This window comes from Polaribacter sp. Hel_I_88 (genome assembly GCF_000687935.1).
GTDB lineage: Bacteria > Bacteroidota > Bacteroidia > Flavobacteriales > Flavobacteriaceae > Polaribacter.
The window spans coordinates 3,668,223-3,682,855 of sequence record NZ_JHZZ01000001.1 but is presented as its reverse complement, the minus strand read 5'-3'; the positions used below and the strand labels follow the sequence as shown (position 1 = coordinate 3,682,855).

Here is a 14,633-nt window from a genome sequence, read left to right as displayed (position 1 = left end):
TGTTGCAAATATCAGCATTAATAAAGTTTTTATTGAATTCTACCATCAATATTAGTTATAGGGAAATTAAAATTTTTAAATTTGTTTAAATTGATAAAAATGAACAACGCTTTTACGTTAAAAATCACAGTTTCATCAGATGATATAGATACTTTACATCATGTAAATAATTTAGTGTATGTAAAGTGGATGGATAAAATTGCAACCACACATTGGGATTTTTTAACGAAAGATAATCCTTTACCACAATATGTTTGGGTGGTAATGAGGCATGAAATCGATTATTTAAAACAAGCAACATTAGGTGATGAAATAACTGTAAAAACTTGGGTTGGTGAAACGAAAGGAATTACATCTGTACGTTTTATGGAATTTTATAAGGATGATATTTTGTTAGTAAAAGCAAAGACGGTTTGGGCAATGTTACATGCAGAAACCTTTAAACCAACAAGAATTAGAGAAGATGTTTTGAAGGTTTTATTGCCTGAAAAATGATTTGAAGATTGACACAGATTTCACGGATTTGCAGAGATGAATATGAGAATTTTTCATCCGTGAAAATCTGTGAAATCTGTGTCAGATTTTTTTACTGGTTATGTAATTACATTTGCAATTATTAAAATCAATAAAAGTATCTTTGCAAAAAATTAAATACAATGTCAACATTTGCTGCATTAGGAATTCGTAAAGAATATATACAATCAATTAAAGAAATAGGGATTTCTAAACCCTCAGAAATTCAAGAAAAAGCGATTCCAATTTTATTGAACTCAAAAACCGATTTTATTGGTTTAGCTCAAACAGGAACTGGAAAAACGGCGGCTTTTGGTTTGCCAGTTTTGCATCAAATTGATGCAAATTCTCCTCATATTCAGGCTTTGATTTTATCACCAACAAGAGAATTGGTGCAACAAATTAAAAAACAACTTTTTAAGTTTACTAAGTTTGTTGATGAAAAAATATTTTTAGAAGCTGTTTTTGGTGGCGAAAAGATTGATAGACAAATCAGTAATTTAAAAAGAACAACACATATTGTTGTAGCAACTCCAGGAAGATTAATCGATTTAATTGAACGTGGAGATATTGATATTAGCCACGTAAATACAGTTATTTTAGATGAAGCTGATGAAATGTTGAGTATGGGTTTTAAACAAGATTTGAATAGAATTTTAAAATTCACCACTAAAAACGATCGAAAGACTTGGTTATTTTCTGCAACAATGCCAGAAGAAATCAAGAAAATCGTAAAAACCTATATGGATGCAAATGCTCCAAGAGTGGAAATAAATCCAAAATCTTTGGTAAATGAAAACATCCGTCATCAATTTATTAAAACTACCATTAAAGAAAAAACAGGTTTAATTATCAAATTTATCGAAAAAAGAGGTGCACAAAGAGGTATTATATTTTGTAGAACCAAAGCTGGTGCACAAAATTTAGCACACCAATTATCAGAAGAAGGCTTTTCTGCAGCTGCTTTAGAAGGGGATATGCAACAAAAAGAACGTGATAAAGTAATGCGTGCTTTTAAAAATGAAAGCCTACAATATTTAATTTCTACAGATGTTTCTGCACGTGGAATTGATGTAAGAGATTTAGAATTTGTAATTCATCATCAATTACCAGAACAAACAGAATATTACACACACAGAAGTGGTAGAACTGCTAGAGCTGGAAAAACTGGAATTTCTTTAGCCTTAGTTTTGCCATACGAATTAGAAAGAGTGCATGAAATTCAGAAAGAACTAAACATAAAATTTACAGAAGTTACAGTTTAAATGGAGTTTATTTATGTTTTAGATATTCTTGGAACATTCGCGTTTGCCATTAGTGGTGCTTTAGTGGCTTCTGATAAAAAATTTGATTTATTTGGCGTGATTATTATTGCATTTGTAACTGCTGTTGGTGGTGGAATGTTACGTGATGTTTTGATTAACGCACATCCAATAAATTGGATTGGCGATTTGAATTATTTGTTTACAATTTTGGCTGCTGTTATCTTAACTTTTTTATTCAAAAGTAAAATTGCTTTTTTGAGTAAAACACTTTTTTTGTTTGATACTGTTGGGTTGAGCGTTTTTACCCTATTAGGCTTGCAAAAAGGTTTGTTGTTTGATCTGAATCCAATTGTTGCTTTAATTATGGGAATGATTTCTGCTGTTTTTGGAGGTGTTTTAAGAGATGTTTTAACTAATAAAGTTCCGCTAATTTTTGAAAAAGAAATTTACGCCTCTGCTTGTTTAGCTGGTGGAATCTCTTATTTAACTTTGACTTATTTTAATGTTCCTAAAGATCTGAACTTTATAATTTCTGCATGTGTAATTATCGTAATTCGTTTAATTGCTGTAAAATTTCATTTACAATTGCCTAAAATTAATGATGATTTGTTTGGGAAGACATAAAAAAAGCGAAACTTAAAAGTTTCGCTTTTTTTTATAAAATTTATGGAGTTACTTACTCAACATCTTTCAACAATTCTCTAATAGAACGTAATAATTGTTGGTCAATTCCATTATCAACTTGCCCAGGCATATTTTTAACTTGAATGGTTGGTTCTGTTTGGTTGTTTTCCATCCACTCACCAGCTTTGTTTTTGGCACTTATGGGTACAACTCCCCAATAACCACCATTCTGTAAACCTTCCCAACCAGCAAAACTACAAGTCCCAGGAACTGGCATTCCAACTGTTTTTCCGATTTTTAAATCTGTGTAACCTTGTGCATAACAATGTCCATCAGAATACATACTTTCATTAAAGATAGATAATGTTGGTTTTGTCCATCTACTTGTTGGTTCTCCACCAACAACTTTAGCTTCAGTTGCATAGGTTATAAAAGGGACACCTGTAAAAAACATCGCTAAATCTGCTACTAAATCTCCACCACCATTAAATCGAGTATCGATAATAACTGCTTTTTTATCAGCATATTTACCCATCATATCTTGGTAAATACTTCTGTAAGGACCATCTCCCATACCAGGAATATGTACATAACCTAATTGTCCATTACTTTCTTTTTCAACTTCTTTTTCGTTTATTTTAACCCATCTATCATATAGTAAACGGTTTTCTTCTCCTAAAGAAATTGGTTTTACAGTAATGGTTTGTGTTTTTTTAGTTTTCGGATTTTCAATTTCTAGTAACATAAAATCACCAGATTTTCTGTTGAAGTATTTTGCTAAATCCTCATTTTTATCAATGGTAATTCCATCTATTTTTTTGATGATATTACCTTTTTCAATATTAAATTTAGCTTTGTCTAAAGGACCTCCAGTTATTATTTCATCAATTAAAATACCATCTTCTTTAAAATCGAAATCATAAAAAATACCCAAAGAAGCAGTTTCATCCTCATTGGAAACACTACTTGCACTAAATCCAGCTCCAGCATGAGAAACATTTAACTCGCCCAACATTTCTGATAACATTTCAGAAAATTCATAACCGTTAGAAATATGTGGTAAATATTTTTGATATTCTTCTCTCATTTTATTCCAATCAATTCCGTGAAAAGTTGGTTCATAAAAAACGGCATTTGTTCTAATCCAAACATGATCGAACATTGCTTGTCTTTCTGCATATTCATCTAATAAAATTTCTCCATCTATAGCAACTCCTTTTTGTTTTTTTGCTTCAGGATCTAATTGCGTTATTTTTCCACTACTTAAAAGGTATAAGTTTTTCATCTCTTTATCCCATTGTAAACTTCCTGAATTGGTGTTTAATGGCATTAACATTTTGGTTTCTTTGGTACGTAAATTAGTACTCCAAAGATTTGATTTTCCTTCAAAGCTCGATAAGTAATATAAATAATCGCCTTTTTTAGAAACAACTGCATCTCCTAAGTTAGAGGAGTGAATAGTTAATCTTTTGGTTCTATCCTTCATGGTTTCCCAATCAAACTCTAGGTTTTTTGTAGAATCTTTTTCAGCTTTCTTTTTATCTTTTTTTGATGATTTTTTATCGTCTTTTTTCTCCTTTTCTTCTTTTTCTTTCTGCTTTTTTTCTTCTTCTTTAATGGCCTCCATTAATTTGTAATCTTCATCACTTAAATTAAATTCGTCCCAAGCATCTTGCGTGAAAAACATACTATATACGTCAGCTTGAGATTGACCACTTGTTGCATACGATTTCAATCCATTTCTGTTACTAAACCACAGCATTTGTTTTCCATCATTTATCCATTTAGGATTATAATCATAATACCCACTTTCGTTTAAATTGATTTTTTTAGAACCATCTGCAGCCATTAATAGTACTTCGCTATTACTTAATGTTTTTCCCCAATCAACTAATAACCATTTACTATCAGGACTCCAAGTAAAATATTGATCTCCATCTCTCATATGGAATAAATCTTCTGGTGTTAGCAAAGTGGTTTCTTTTTTAGAAGCAATGTCTAAAATTTTCAACGTTCTTCTACCTTCTATAAAGGCAATTTTTTTTCCATCAGGCGAATATTCAGCTAAATAATTATCAAATTTGTTGTTGATTAAAGGTGTTTCTTTTAAAAGTGTAGCAGCATAGAAAAAAGGTTCTTCTTCTCTTGTTTTTTCAGTTTTAAAAACGCTCCACTTTCCATTTCTTTCACTGCTGTAAATAACGGCTTCACCTTTATTGTCCCAAGAAACAAAACGTTCGTTTTCTGGAGTATTGGTTAGTCTTTTTGTAAATGATTTATCGATTGATGTTACAAAAACTTCGCCTCTTGCAACAAAAGCAATCTCTTTTCCATTTGGTGAAATAGCCATTTCACTAATGCCACCATTTACAGAAACAAATTTTTCTGTGTTTTCTTTATCTTGTGTAATAATGTTTACGTTGATTTTTTTAGGAGATTCTCCTTCTTTCATAGTGTACAATTCTCCATCATAACCAAAAGAAATAACGCCATTTGCAACACTTAAAAAACGAACAGGATGCAAATTAAAATTGGTTAGTTTTTCAGTTGCATTGTTTTCTAAATTCATTTTATGAATGTTGAAAGAACCACTTCTTTCACTTAAAAAATACATGCTTTTTTCATCTTCACTAAAATAAGGTTGTCTGTCTTCAGCTTTGTGTGAAGTTATCATTTTATGCGTGTTTGTGGTAGCATTGTAATGCCAAATATCTCTAGCAATTGCAGATGTATGGTGTTTTCTCCATTTATTTTCGCCTCCTTTTTTATCATGATATAACATCGATTTTCCATCTTTGGAAAACTGAACATCTTCTGCAGGAAATGTAAATATTTGAGAAATTCTTCCTGAATTTACAGGAACACTATACAATTCTGATTGTGATCTATGTGGATATTGTCTGTGATTTACATCATCTTGTCTTAATGCTCCAAATACAATATTTTTGTCATCAGCAGAAAAAGAATAGGGAGTTTCATCATTAGAATGAAAGGTTACTCTAGTTGCTGCTCCACCTTTGCAGCTCATCACATAAATATCGAAATTACCAAATCTGTTTGATGCAAACGCGATTTTAGAACCATCTTTACTCCAAATGGCTTTGTAATCGTGAGCTGAATGATAGGTAAGTTGTGTTGCAGTTCCTCCATTTGTATTTACTTTGTATAAATCGCCTTTATAGGTAAATGCAATTTGAGTTCCATCAGGAGAAATTGAGGAATGTCTCATCCATTGAGGATTGTTTTGTGAGAACAATGCAATAGAAAATAATGTAAAAAGGATGGTTAGTTGTTTCATGGTTTAAATTTTTTGTCTAATTTAATCAAATAAATAATAACACAATACCAACTAAATATAAAAATATGAAACCAATAGTTTTTAAAGATTTTTTGGAATTTAAAACGACGAAGGGGAAGGAGTTGCCAACAGGAAATTGGTACACAATTACCCAACAAATGATTAACGATTTTGCCAACGCAACTTTAGATAAACAATGGATTCATGTTGATGAACAAAGAGCTGCAAAAGAATCTCCGTTTAAAAAAACGGTTGCTCATGGTTTTATGTCTGTGGCTATGATTTCTAAATTACTAGAAGAAGCATTTACCATAAAATCTGTAAAAATGGGTTTGAATTATGGTTTGAACAAAGTACGTTTTCCAAATCCAGTTCCTGTTGATAGCGAATTAAGAATGCATACTATTGTTAAAGAGATAGAGGATTTAGCAAATAATGGAATTAAAGTTACATTTGCTTGTACAATAGAGATTAAAGGACAAGAAAAACCTGCCTGTGTTGCAGATTTTTTGGCAGCTTTATATGAGTAAAACATATAAAAGGTTTTGCTAAAATAATAAGTTTAGCAAAACCCTTTTGGTATTTTTACCTTGGTGTTATTTTAAAATACCTACTTTTTTTGCGCTTCTTGAGAAAATTAGCAAGAAAATACTAATAAATAAAGTTACAATTACTAAGGCAACTCCAACTTTACCATAAACATCAATAATATTTATGGTGATAATATTATAGGCAAGTCTAACCATAGAGGCTATAAAGGAAATTAAAAACAAAAAGTAAGCGATTTTTCTTTGTGCTAAAAGTGTTATAGAACCTAACAAACCAAAAATAGCATAAAGCCCATAAGCAAAAACTACCCAAGCTGGTTTATTGATTATAAAATCTAACTGAATATCTGCAATTTCGTTGATTACAAATTCAGGTACTATATTTTCTCTGAATAAAACAATAATTCCTACGAAATACCATAAAAAAGAAAATGCCCCAATAATCCAGTAATTTCTTTTAGGTTTTATTTTTGTTGCCATAAATTTTTTAATTTTTTTTAAAATTACTGAAAAAAATTGGATAACAACAAAATGTAAAGTATATTTGTCATTATATAAAATAAACTTGTCTAATTGTAAAGTAAATAAAGATGTCAAAAGAATCAATTTGTGAAAGAGAAAGAAGTCAGTTATCAAAAATGAATAAATTTCAATTGGGGAATCAATTTAAAAAAGTAGGGTATAGTATTGCTATTGCTGCATTTATATTGATGCTTGGAAGAAAATTTATTGAAAATTCGGAATGGATCAAACCAATTTTACACGGAGTTTTGCTTATTGGTTTGTTAGTGATTTCTTTATCTAAAGAAAAAATAGAAGATGAATTTATAGATAGTTTGCGTTCTCAATCTTATAGATTGGCTTTTATTATGGCAATTGTGTATTCTTTAGTGCAGCCAATAGTAAATTATGCTGTAGCAGTTTTATTGAATCAAGATAATGAATTGAAGGGATTTAGTTATTTTCAAGTATTATTTTTTATGTTGATAGTTCAGTTGATGATGTTTTGGCAGTTAAAAAGAATGAATAGATAAAATGAAAAACACATTAAAAGTTCAACGTGCAATTTTAGATTTAACACAAGATGATTTAGCTAAAAAAATCGGTGTTTCTAGGCAAACTATTAATTCCATTGAAAAAAACAGGTATGTACCTTCTACAGTTTTGGCCTTAAAATTATCGGCAGTTTTTAATATTACTGTAAACGATTTTTTTACTTTGGAAGAAGAGGATTAAATTTAAACGCAGAGACACATAAGTTTTCGAAAAGTTCGCAAATTTTTAAAATTAAGCTTTGCAAATTTTGCTTTCAACTCTTTTATTCAGCAATTCTAATTACAGCTGTTTTAAACAAGTTTGCTTTTGTTTCAAAGAATTTATTTTCTAATTCTACTGCTTTTAATCTTGTTTCTATTAATTTAGATTCTCTGTAATTCACCAAAAACAAAGAACTTTCTCCCAAGAAAAACTTACGTTCTTCGGCTTTTAAAAGAGTGCCATAATCTTTTACGATGCTAGTAATAAAATCACTTTGAACTCTAAAAGAAGCTAATTCTTGTTGTATGGCATTCACTTTGTTTGAAATCACCACTTTAGTTGCTTCATTTTCTAATTCAGCATCTTGTAATTTAATTTTAGCCATTCTTAAATCGGCTCTTTCTTTTCGTAAAAAAATAGGAACTTTAAACGTGATTCCTGCTTTATAATTATCTACAGTTAAAGAGTTTGATTGTCTTGGAGTTTCTGTTAAAAAGTTATATTGCACATCTAATTGAGGTAGTAAATTATTTAGTTTTAACTGCCTGTCTACATTTAAACTTTTTATTTTAAATTCTAAAGATCTAATTTTTGGATGATTTTCAATGTCAAAATTTGCATTGTTAAACAAAGCTATATTAAAGGTTGTATCAACATTTGTTATAGTTGTAGTATCTGGAATAATATTGTCTTGTAATTCAACAGGTGTATTATCATTCAACCATAAAAAATTAGACAATTCTAAAGAAGATTTTACTAATTTAATGCGAGCTTTTTCTAAATTTAATTTTCTGTTTTTTAGGGTGATGCCAGCCTCTAAGGTATCTATAGAAGGTTTATCACCAGCTAAAAAAGCTCTTTTAGTAACATCAAAACGAATAACAGCGTTTTCTAAAAAGGAATCATAAATTAGTTTTTCATTATAGGTTTTTAGCCAATTAAAGTAAGACAAAGAGGCTTCATATAAAATTTCGTTTACTAAAATTTGTTGGTCTTCCTTTGCTTGATTTAAGAAAAACTTGGCTTGTTTTAAAGATGCCATTCTCTTATTAATTAGCAAACCTTTTAATAAAGAAGCAGAAACACCAGCTGCATACAAACCATCTGTTGGTACATTATTTTCTGGGTTTAAAAAAAGGCCATCATTGTTTTCAAAATTGGCTTTAAACTCTAAACCATAATAGGTAGGTATTTTAAAAGCTCCATTTAATTTGTTGTAATATTCTTTTTCTTTGAATTGTTTTTTATCAAAATCTACCTCAATTTTTGGGTCGAAAGCACCTCTTGCTTTTAACAACTTAGCTTCACTATCGTTAATGACAAGATTTGCCTGTTTTACAATAGGGTGATATGTTTTTACATAGCCCAAATATTCTGATAAAGTCATAATAGATGTTACTTTTTCTTGCGAAAAAAGCTGTGTACATATCAATAAAAATATTATAAAAATGGATTTTTTTATCATTTTAAAAAACTAAAAATGGACTAGTATTTTATTTCTTTTTTGAATCTGAACCTTCTTTAGAGCCTGGTTCAGGTTGATAGTAATTAGGTGGAAAACTGTTTAATTGTCTCCAAAGTTCGAACCAAATAGGTACATCTTCTAACAAAGCAATTGTTCTTGCACCAGAACCTACTCTTATTTCACTTGGCCATTCGTGGTCAGTTTCATCTGGCGCTAATAAAACTCGGTATTTTCCATTATCACTATTTATTCTTTGTATGGCAACAACTTTTGCACCATAAGTTCCGTAAGAAACATTTGGCCAACCACTAAAAACAATTGCTGGCCAGCCATCAAACTCTACACGAACTTCTTCGCCTATGTGTATTAAAGGCAAATCTATAGGTCTTACAAAAGTTTCTACAGCTAAATCTACTTGAGCAGGCATAATACTTACTAATTGTTCTCCTTCTTTAAAAGTTTCTCCAATTCCACCTTTTAAAGCTAAATTTATATAGCCATTTTGTGGTGCAGTTATAAATAATAGACTATTTCTAACTCTATAATTACTGTTTGTATTTTCTAGTTTAGAAACTTCTACTTGTGCATCTAAACCACTAGATTCAGCCGTAAATTGGTCACTTTGAGCTTTCGATATTTTGTCTGCATAGGTTGCATTTACTCTAGCAATTTCTGCTTTAGCATTTAAAATTTCGTTTTTGGCTGCCAGTAAATTATTTTCTTGTTCTACCAATTTAGCTTGCGTTTCTTGCAATTTTAAGCGTTTTTCTTCTACATCTTTTACAGCCATAATGCCCTCATTCTGTAGCATATCAATTCGATTAAATTGGCTTTCTGCAATTTTGATGTTTGTTTTGGCAGCTTCAAACTTTATGCTATCGCTTTTTACTTTTAGTTTAGCTTGTAAAAGTTTATTTCTTGCAATTTCTAATTTTAAAGCTCTATCTTGTTTTAATGCAGTAATTTGCCTTCCTAAAGCATTAACTTTAAATTGATAATTATCTACAGAAGATATTTTTGCATTAATTTGATCGTTTGTTCTTTCAATTAATTGATCATCAAAATACTCACTTTTTATTTCGGATATTCTTAAAATTGTATCTCCTTTTTGAATATAATCTCCTTCTCTTACATACCACTGTTCAATTCTACCAGGAATTTGAGATTGTATAGTTTGTGGTCTTTGTTCTGGAGTTAAGGTGGTTACTAAACCATTACCAGTAATATTTTGTGTCCAAGGTAAAAATAATGCTACAAATAAAGTGATTGCAAAAATTTTCAAAAAATTATTGAAGTATTTGTAATATTCAATATTAAATATTTTTTTTCCAGATGCGTAAGTAGTTAAATCAATTTCTTTACTTACTGGGTTTTTAGATATATTTAGCATGATATTTCTAATTTATGGATTTAATTTCTCCTTCTTCTAAAGTAACTATTTGGCTACATTTTTTGATCCAACATTCTTTGTTACTTACAACAACAAGTGCCCAAGGTCTTTCATTATCTGTTAAATAATCCACGATTCTATTAGATTCATCTTGATTAAATTGATCTAAAGGATCTTCTAAAATTAAAACTTTAGGTTCTTTAATAATCGCTCTAGCTAAAATTATTTTTTTGGAGATTGTGTAAGACATTTGTTTTCCTTCAGGATATAAAACAGTGTCTAAACCTTTAGATTGTTCTCGTAAAAATTGTGTTAATCCAATAGCTCTTAATACATTAAATATAATATCATCTTTAGATTTATCATTATTAAAAATAAGATTTTCTCTTAAAGTACCTTCAAACGGAGTTTCTTCAGATAATAATAAACCTAATTGAGATCTGTAATGATTTAAGTGTAAGCTTCTTAAAGATAGGTTGTTCACGTAAACATTACCATCTGTAGGCTCTATAATTCCAGCAATTAAACGTAGTAAACTCGACTTTCCTGAACCACTTTCACCTGAAATTAAAATTCTACTTTTTGCTTCAATCTTTAGAGAAAGATTATTTATTATTGGTGTGTTTCTATTTTCTACACTATAAGAAACTTTATCAAATTCTATAGATAATCCATCTTTAAAAACAGGGCTTTCACCCACTTGAGATTCTAATTCTTTGTCTACAACTTGCCCAATTTTTTCTATTGATGTTAAAACGTCATAAAAAGATTCTAAACCAACAATTAATTTTTCTACAGACGTAATTACTAATAAAATTACAATTTCTGCTGCAACAAATTGCCCAATATTCATTTGTTGATTTAAAACTAAAATACCACCAATTAACAATAAACTAGCTGTTACAATAACTTTAAAACCAATCATTTGCGTAAACTGCAAAATTAATATTTTAAAGTGATTTTCTCTTGCTTGTAGATATTTATCAACTAAATAATCATTTTTAGTCATTGCTAAATTAGTTTTTCCAGAAAGTTTAAAACTAATGATAGTTCTTGCAACTTCTTGAATCCAGTGTGCAACTTTATATTTTATTTTAGACTCTAATAAACTGGTTTGTAAACCTTTTTGAATGGTAAATTTAAAAACGATGTAAATTAATAGCAACAAGAAAATACCAAAAACAATAAAGAATGGATGATAAAATGATAGTAAAATTAATGCAAAAAGTATTTGTAAAATTGCAGCAGGTACATCAATTAAAATTTTTGAAATTCCTTTTTGAAAGGTTAGCGTATCAAAAAAACGATTTGCCAATTCTGGTGGATAATAATTTCTTAATTCCGTCATTTTTATTTTTGGAAACCGAAAACAAAGTTCAAAGGCAGCTCTGGTAAAAATACGTTGTTGTATAGTTTCTACGATTCTTAATTGCATAATTTGTAAAGCACCAGAAAAAATTACACCAACTGTTACAAAAATTACTAAAATAATCCAAGAAGTAGAAACTTGAGCTCCTTGTATTAGATTGATAATTGCTTGAATACCTAATGGTAAAGTTAACGATACAAATCCTCCAAATACGGAGTAATATAAAATTTGAACAATATCTTTTCTTTCGATTTGTAATGCTTTTACAAAACGCATCCAAGGTGTTAATTCTTGTTGTTCCATAAATTAACTTAATGTTTTAGTTACTATATTTTTAAGAAACTCTGTTGGTGATGTTTTGTTTAAACAGTTGGTAATTGATGGAAAATGCTCATTTAAAAAATGCTGATGCAAACCTCCTTCTAAAATTGTGCTGGCTAAACTTAAAGGATATGGATAAGTGGAATTTACCTCTTTAATCATAACCTCTAATCTAGAGATTAATCGTTTATAAATTTCAAAATAGCCTTCTTTATTATCTTTATCTACTTCTTTGGTTAAAAAAGATTTAGAACTCTCGTTTACAATTATTCTATATAATAAGGTTTCGTTAATATGAGAAAAATTACTATCCTCTTCAACAGTTCTTGTAACAATAGTTATGGCTTTGTCTAATTTTTCATTTTTGTCAGAAATACTAAAAGTTTCAATCACTAATTGATACTCCAACCATGCCCAATACCATGAAGATAAATATAATAAAAGCTTGTGTTTACTTTCAAAATACCTATATATAGAACTTTCATTTGAGCCAATTTTAGTACCTAGTTTTTTAAAAGTAAAACTTTCAAAACCTATCTCGTAAATTAACAAAATACTATTTTCTATGATTCTTTTTCCTAAGTCTGAGGTTTCAGGATCTTTTATGTATATTTTATCTGGAACAGATATTTTTAAGATTGATAATAAACTTTTCATACTCTTAGATTAATTTGCAAATATAATAGCGTTACTATTATAAAAAACAATTTTCAATTTTTTTAATAATATTTTAACAAATAAAAAAGTCTTTCGAATTAACGAAAGACTTTCAAAAATTAAACTAGCCCCCACTAGTTCATTATTCGCTGTAAAAGTACACAGCAGATGCAGAGGCTAAATCTGTACTATAAACAGGGGCAATATTACCTCCATTACTTATATTGTTAAAAGCTAAAATTTTTCCATTTTTTGCTTCTGCAATAAATACAGTTTTTGTAGCACCATCATAAGCAACATCTACTGGGTTTCCTAAAACAGTATTAGAACCAGCCACTCTAGTTTGCTGGTTTACAGCTAAAGTTGCTCCATTTGCAGTACCACTAAATTTAGAGTTAAAGTTTTCTATTACATGGAATCCACCATCAGTTCCACTACCAGCATCACCAATGTCAGTTAAAATCATAGTATCTGTCATAGCATCATAAGTTAAACCATGAGTTCTTACAATTCCCTCTACAGCAATTTGTTTTGTTGCAGCTAAAGTAGTAGTTGAGGTGTTATTTAAAAAATTAGAATATACTGCTAACTCATTAGTTGTGTCAGCAACAGCATATAAATCATTTCCAATAAAGATAATTCCCCATAATTTAATATCAGTTGTAATGGTATTTCTTAATGTAAAATTATTTCCACTTTTTGTGTAAATAAATAATCTTCCATCACTTGTAGCACTGTTTCCATCTGCATCTGCGTTATCGGCCACAACATAAAAATCTCCATTTACAGCAACTTCTCTTGGGCTTGTCATATTTAAACCACTCATTACGTTTGCTGTTACTGTTGCATTAATTGCAGAAGTTGCAATAGAAACCCCTGCATATCCTTCTAAACCAAGACTAGATCTTGATGCTTGTACAACTAAATTTTCATCTCCATCATAATAAACACCATCTGCAGCAGTTGCAGTAGTAGTTAATGTAGATTTTGATACACTATTAATATTGGTAACATTATAAATATTAACATTTCCATCTGCATTATTAGATGTGAATAAAATTTTTGTTTCAACTTGAGCTATCGAATTATTGTCGTCAGAACAAGATATTAAACCGATTGCGATTGCGCACGTAAATACTATTGTTTTAATTGTTTTCATAATTATATTATTTTTAGTTTTCCATAATATATACGAGATAACTAAAAGTTTGGTTTTTTAAAATTTTGATTTTAACATTTTTTTGAGACTTTTGCTATCGTTATTATTTTTTGATTGGATTTTGTAAACATTTTTTTTTATAATATCTTTGTGCTTACTAAAATTTTAATTATAAGTCAATTTTTTGCACATCTTTTAAAAAATTGATTTTAATTTGTTATTGATAATAAAAATCAGTATATTCTTTTGGTACAAACAAATACAATCATAATAAATACATTTATATAGTTAATGGCAAAATCGCAACAAACATTTAGTAAGAGTGAAAAAGAAAAAAAACGCATGAAAAAGCGTTTGGATAAAAAGAAGAAAATGGAGGCTAGAAAAGCCGAAAAAGAAGAAAATGGAACAACAGGAATTCAGTTTGCTTATGTAGATCATAATGGAAATTTAACTGATACTCCACCAGATCCAGAATTAAAAGTAGAATATGAGTTAGAAGATATTCAAATATCTGTAACTAAAAAAGAAGATTTACCAGAAGAAGACCCAGTAAGAAAAGGAAAAGTAAACTTTTTTGATACTTCAAAAGGTTTTGGTTTTATTATTGATTCTGATAATGGCGAAAAATATTTTACTCACGTTAGTGGTTTAATCGATGAAATTGCAGAAAACGACAAAGTTTCTTTTGAATTAGAAAAAGGAATGCGTGGAATGAACGCAGTAAAAGTGAAGAAAATTTAAAAAATCTCACTTTTCTAAATTAT

14 protein-coding genes are annotated in these 14,633 nt (G+C 29.3%); 7 read left to right on the top strand and 7 right to left on the bottom strand.

Features of this window, described 5'->3' with window-relative positions; all coding sequences use genetic code 11:
- Nucleotides 1-99 precede the first annotated feature (99 nt).
- The 3 genes from P161_RS0116485 (at nucleotide 100) to P161_RS0116475 (ending at nucleotide 2,402) form a co-directional block, all read left to right on the top strand.
- Complete coding sequence (locus tag P161_RS0116485) at nucleotides 100-495, top strand: thioesterase family protein (protein ID WP_026777996.1); 396 nt, start codon at nucleotides 100-102, stop codon at nucleotides 493-495.
- 161 nt (nucleotides 496-656) lie between these two features.
- The gene (locus P161_RS0116480; RefSeq protein ID WP_026777995.1) at nucleotides 657-1,778 is read left to right on the top strand and encodes a DEAD/DEAH box helicase; all 1,122 of its coding nucleotides are present in this window, start codon (nucleotides 657-659) and stop codon (nucleotides 1,776-1,778) included.
- A complete protein-coding gene (locus P161_RS0116475) occupies nucleotides 1,779-2,402 on the top strand; it encodes a trimeric intracellular cation channel family protein (RefSeq protein ID WP_026777994.1) in 624 nt (207 codons plus the stop codon). It abuts the gene before it with no gap.
- Between the two features lie 52 nt (nucleotides 2,403-2,454).
- Here P161_RS0116475 and P161_RS0116470 read toward each other — a convergent pair whose 3' ends face one another.
- Nucleotides 2,455-5,700 (bottom strand): S41 family peptidase, encoded by a 3,246-nt coding sequence (locus tag P161_RS0116470; RefSeq protein WP_026777993.1) that lies wholly within the window; start codon nucleotides 5,698-5,700, stop codon nucleotides 2,455-2,457.
- 65 nt (nucleotides 5,701-5,765) lie between these two features.
- On the opposite strand from P161_RS0116470, the gene P161_RS0116465 reads away from it, so the two are divergent.
- Nucleotides 5,766-6,230, top strand: a complete 465-nt coding sequence (locus P161_RS0116465) for a MaoC family dehydratase (protein ID WP_026777992.1) — start codon at nucleotides 5,766-5,768, stop codon at nucleotides 6,228-6,230.
- A 66-nt stretch (nucleotides 6,231-6,296) separates the two neighbouring features.
- Here the strand turns inward: P161_RS0116465 and P161_RS0116460 are convergent, their stop codons facing one another.
- Complete coding sequence (locus P161_RS0116460; RefSeq protein WP_155810488.1) at nucleotides 6,297-6,728, bottom strand: hypothetical protein; 432 nt, start codon at nucleotides 6,726-6,728, stop codon at nucleotides 6,297-6,299.
- Nucleotides 6,729-6,838: 110 nt separating this feature from the next.
- Here P161_RS0116460 and P161_RS0116455 point away from each other — a divergent pair, with 110 nt between their 5' ends.
- Entirely contained in the window at nucleotides 6,839-7,282 is a 444-nt protein-coding gene (locus P161_RS0116455) for a hypothetical protein (RefSeq protein WP_026777990.1), read from the top strand.
- Between the two features lies 1 nt (nucleotide 7,283).
- On the top strand, nucleotides 7,284-7,484 hold the full coding sequence (locus P161_RS0116450; RefSeq protein ID WP_026777989.1) for a helix-turn-helix transcriptional regulator: 201 nt from the start codon (nucleotides 7,284-7,286) through the stop codon (nucleotides 7,482-7,484).
- A gap of 82 nt (nucleotides 7,485-7,566) precedes the next feature.
- On the opposite strand, the gene P161_RS0116445 is transcribed toward P161_RS0116450, so the two are convergent.
- The 5 genes from P161_RS0116445 to P161_RS0116425 all read right to left on the bottom strand — a co-directional run bounded on the left by P161_RS0116445 (nucleotide 7,567) and on the right by P161_RS0116425 (nucleotide 13,866).
- Nucleotides 7,567-8,967, bottom strand: a complete 1,401-nt coding sequence (locus P161_RS0116445; RefSeq protein WP_231494784.1) for a TolC family protein — start codon at nucleotides 8,965-8,967, stop codon at nucleotides 7,567-7,569.
- Between the two features lie 31 nt (nucleotides 8,968-8,998).
- On the bottom strand, nucleotides 8,999-10,360 hold the full coding sequence (locus P161_RS0116440; protein WP_026777987.1) for an HlyD family secretion protein: 1,362 nt from the start codon (nucleotides 10,358-10,360) through the stop codon (nucleotides 8,999-9,001).
- Between the two features lie 7 nt (nucleotides 10,361-10,367).
- Entirely contained in the window at nucleotides 10,368-12,032 is a 1,665-nt protein-coding gene (locus P161_RS0116435; protein WP_026777986.1) for a peptidase domain-containing ABC transporter, read from the bottom strand.
- A gap of 3 nt (nucleotides 12,033-12,035) precedes the next feature.
- Entirely contained in the window at nucleotides 12,036-12,707 is a 672-nt protein-coding gene (locus tag P161_RS0116430) for a TetR/AcrR family transcriptional regulator (protein ID WP_026777985.1), read from the bottom strand.
- A 142-nt stretch (nucleotides 12,708-12,849) separates the two neighbouring features.
- The gene (locus P161_RS0116425; RefSeq protein ID WP_026777984.1) at nucleotides 12,850-13,866 is read right to left on the bottom strand and encodes a hypothetical protein; all 1,017 of its coding nucleotides are present in this window, start codon (nucleotides 13,864-13,866) and stop codon (nucleotides 12,850-12,852) included.
- A gap of 291 nt (nucleotides 13,867-14,157) precedes the next feature.
- On the opposite strand from P161_RS0116425, the gene P161_RS0116420 reads away from it, so the two are divergent.
- On the top strand, nucleotides 14,158-14,610 hold the full coding sequence (locus tag P161_RS0116420) for a cold-shock protein (RefSeq protein ID WP_026777983.1): 453 nt from the start codon (nucleotides 14,158-14,160) through the stop codon (nucleotides 14,608-14,610).
- Nucleotides 14,611-14,633 lie beyond the last annotated feature (23 nt).

What these genes read in the sequence shown, in the direction of transcription:
- P161_RS0116485 (WP_026777996.1), top strand. Translation starts at nt 100, where the DNA reads ATGAACAACGCTTTTACGTTAAAAATCACAGTTTCATCAGATGATATA.
- P161_RS0116470 (WP_026777993.1), bottom strand. Translation starts at nt 5,700, where the DNA reads ATGAAACAACTAACCATCCTTTTTACATTATTTTCTATTGCATTGTTC.
- P161_RS0116455 (WP_026777990.1), top strand. Translation starts at nt 6,839, where the DNA reads ATGTCAAAAGAATCAATTTGTGAAAGAGAAAGAAGTCAGTTATCAAAA.
- P161_RS0116425 (WP_026777984.1), bottom strand. Translation starts at nt 13,866, where the DNA reads ATGAAAACAATTAAAACAATAGTATTTACGTGCGCAATCGCAATCGGT.
- P161_RS0116475 (WP_026777994.1), top strand. Translation starts at nt 1,779, where the DNA reads ATGGAGTTTATTTATGTTTTAGATATTCTTGGAACATTCGCGTTTGCC.
- P161_RS0116480 (WP_026777995.1), top strand. Translation starts at nt 657, where the DNA reads ATGTCAACATTTGCTGCATTAGGAATTCGTAAAGAATATATACAATCA.
- P161_RS0116450 (WP_026777989.1), top strand. Translation starts at nt 7,284, where the DNA reads ATGAAAAACACATTAAAAGTTCAACGTGCAATTTTAGATTTAACACAA.
- P161_RS0116430 (WP_026777985.1), bottom strand. Translation starts at nt 12,707, where the DNA reads ATGAAAAGTTTATTATCAATCTTAAAAATATCTGTTCCAGATAAAATA.
- P161_RS0116440 (WP_026777987.1), bottom strand. Translation starts at nt 10,360, where the DNA reads ATGCTAAATATATCTAAAAACCCAGTAAGTAAAGAAATTGATTTAACT.
- P161_RS0116435 (WP_026777986.1), bottom strand. Translation starts at nt 12,032, where the DNA reads ATGGAACAACAAGAATTAACACCTTGGATGCGTTTTGTAAAAGCATTA.
- P161_RS0116465 (WP_026777992.1), top strand. Translation starts at nt 5,766, where the DNA reads ATGAAACCAATAGTTTTTAAAGATTTTTTGGAATTTAAAACGACGAAG.
- P161_RS0116460 (WP_155810488.1), bottom strand. Translation starts at nt 6,728, where the DNA reads ATGGCAACAAAAATAAAACCTAAAAGAAATTACTGGATTATTGGGGCA.
- P161_RS0116420 (WP_026777983.1), top strand. Translation starts at nt 14,158, where the DNA reads ATGGCAAAATCGCAACAAACATTTAGTAAGAGTGAAAAAGAAAAAAAA.